Source organism: Sinomicrobium endophyticum (assembly GCF_052983315.1).
The window spans coordinates 1-2,500 of sequence record NZ_JBRKIS010000062.1 but is presented as its reverse complement, the minus strand read 5'-3'; the positions used below and the strand labels follow the sequence as shown (position 1 = coordinate 2,500).

The following is a 2,500-nucleotide window of genomic DNA, read 5'->3' as shown; positions in this document are numbered from 1 at the left end:
AAGATTTTCATCTTGCTCGTATTTGCTTTATCTCAATATGTCAATGAACTTTTCGGCAAGTCGTCACAGATAAGTGTTTGCACTTATGCTGCTTCGACCTTTGGCCTCGTGGAGAATATCGGAGTCGAACCGATGACCTTCCCGACTGCATGTCGGGACGATCCAGCCCCTAATGGCTGATTTCCTTCAATCTTATATGAACTTTCATCTCTTATGTGGAGAATATCGGAGTCGAACCGATGACCTCCTGCGTGCAAGGCAGGCGCTCTAGCCAGCTGAGCTAATTCCCCTCTTGAATCCCGAATGTCGAACTCAGAATCTTGAATGTAGAATTCTCAACTTCCAGAATTTCCTAACAATATATAATCTATGAACTTTCTTTACCGCGCTAAAAAAACGTGGCACCGATACGCAGTCCTACTTCTAACTTCCTACTTCTATCTCCGTACCGCTAATTTCCCGTAGTCTCGGGCAGGCTCCCTTCGATATCCCGATAACTATCGGGACCAGGATAAACCTCTCTCCTCCCTCGACTTGTAGTCTCGGGCAGGCTCGAACTGCCGACCTCTACATTATCAGTGTAGCGCTCTAACCAGCTGAGCTACGAGACTGTCTCTAAAATTACAAGTCTCCGCTACCTCTTACAGACTTTTTCAACCTGTAACTTGCAACATGCAACCTGCAATTGCTTTTTTTTATTGACAGCATAAGCAAAATTATTCCTTTCAAATTCGCTCGTATCGAACATCCCGTTTCTCTAGAAAGGAGGTGTTCCAGCCGCACCTTCCGGTACGGCTACCTTGTTACGACTTAGCCCCAGTTACCAGTTTTACCCTAGGCAGCTCCTTGCGGTCACCGACTTCAGGTACCCCCAGCTTCCATGGCTTGACGGGCGGTGTGTACAAGGCCCGGGAACGTATTCACCGGATCATGGCTGATATCCGATTACTAGCGATTCCAGCTTCACGGAGTCGAGTTGCAGACTCCGATCCGAACTGTGATCGGTTTTATAGATTCGCGCCTGGTCACCCAGTGGCTGCTCTCTGTACCGACCATTGTAGCACGTGTGTAGCCCAAGACGTAAGGGCCGTGATGATTTGACGTCATCCCCACCTTCCTCACGGTTTGCACCGGCAGTCTGGTTAGAGTCCCCGACATTACTCGCTGGTAACTAACCACAGGGGTTGCGCTCGTTATAGGACTTAACCTGACACCTCACGGCACGAGCTGACGACAACCATGCAGCACCTTGTGAATTGTCCGAAGAAATAACTGTTTCCAATTACGTCAATCCACATTTAAGCCTTGGTAAGGTTCCTCGCGTATCATCGAATTAAACCACATGCTCCACCGCTTGTGCGGGCCCCCGTCAATTCCTTTGAGTTTCATTCTTGCGAACGTACTCCCCAGGTGGGATACTTATCACTTTCGCTTAGCCACTGATCCTTGCGAACCAACAGCTAGTATCCATCGTTTACGGCGTGGACTACCAGGGTATCTAATCCTGTTCGCTACCCACGCTTTCGTCCATCAGCGTCAATGATGTGTTAGTGACCTGCCTTCGCAATCGGTATTCTATGTAATATCTATGCATTTCACCGCTACACTACATATTCTAATCACTTCACACATATTCAAGACCGCCAGTATCAAAGGCAATTTTACCGTTAAGCGGCAAACTTTCACCCCTGACTTAACAGCCCGCCTACGGACCCTTTAAACCCAATGATTCCGGATAACGCTTGCACCCTCCGTATTACCGCGGCTGCTGGCACGGAGTTAGCCGGTGCTTATTCCTACGATACCGTCATCAAGGTACGCGTACCTCTTATTCTTCTCGTAGAAAAGCAGTTTACAACCCATAGGGCAGTCTTCCTGCACGCGGCATGGCTGGATCAGTCTCCCGACCATTGTCCAATATTCCTCACTGCTGCCTCCCGTAGGAGTCTGGTCCGTGTCTCAGTACCAGTGTGGGGGATCTCCCTCTCAGGACCCCTACCCATCGTTGCCTTGGTATGCCGTTACCATACCAACTAGCTAATGGGACGCATGCTCATCTTATGCCGCCTCAACTTTAAGATAAAATAGATGCCTATTCTATATACCATGGGGCATTAATCCAAATTTCTTCGGGCTATTCCCCTGCATAAGGTAGATTGCATACGCGTTACGCACCCGTGCGCCGGTCTCTAAGGAGCAAGCTCCTTATACCCCTCGACTTGCATGTGTTAGGCCTGCCGCTAGCGTTCATCCTGAGCCAGGATCAAACTCTTCATCGTTTATTCTTAAATATCTATTTAGAACATCCGATACATAAAGCATTTCCTACTCAAAATAATTTTGCTTAAATCTTCCTAATGATCAAAACTTACTCTCGTAAATTTTATCCTTAGTGCTGTCAACAATATTTCAAGGAACTTTCCTAAATTCTTCTTATCTTTTCGCTCTCTAATAAAGCGGCTGCAAAAGTAAAACGTTTTTTTAAACTCACCAACTTTTT

At 47.2% G+C, this 2,500-nt stretch carries 2 tRNA genes and 1 rRNA gene; all 3 read right to left on the bottom strand.

What is annotated here, in order from left to right:
* Positions 1–216: 216 nt before the first annotated feature.
* The 3 genes from ACVBDU_RS21690 to ACVBDU_RS21680 all read right to left on the bottom strand — a co-directional run bounded on the left by ACVBDU_RS21690 (position 217) and on the right by ACVBDU_RS21680 (position 2,279).
* Positions 217–290 (bottom strand) — tRNA-Ala (locus ACVBDU_RS21690).
* Positions 291–537: 247 nt separating this feature from the next.
* Positions 538–611, bottom strand: a tRNA-Ile gene (locus tag ACVBDU_RS21685).
* A gap of 150 nt (positions 612–761) precedes the next feature.
* Positions 762–2,279 (bottom strand): 16S ribosomal RNA (locus tag ACVBDU_RS21680).
* Positions 2,280–2,500 lie beyond the last annotated feature (221 nt).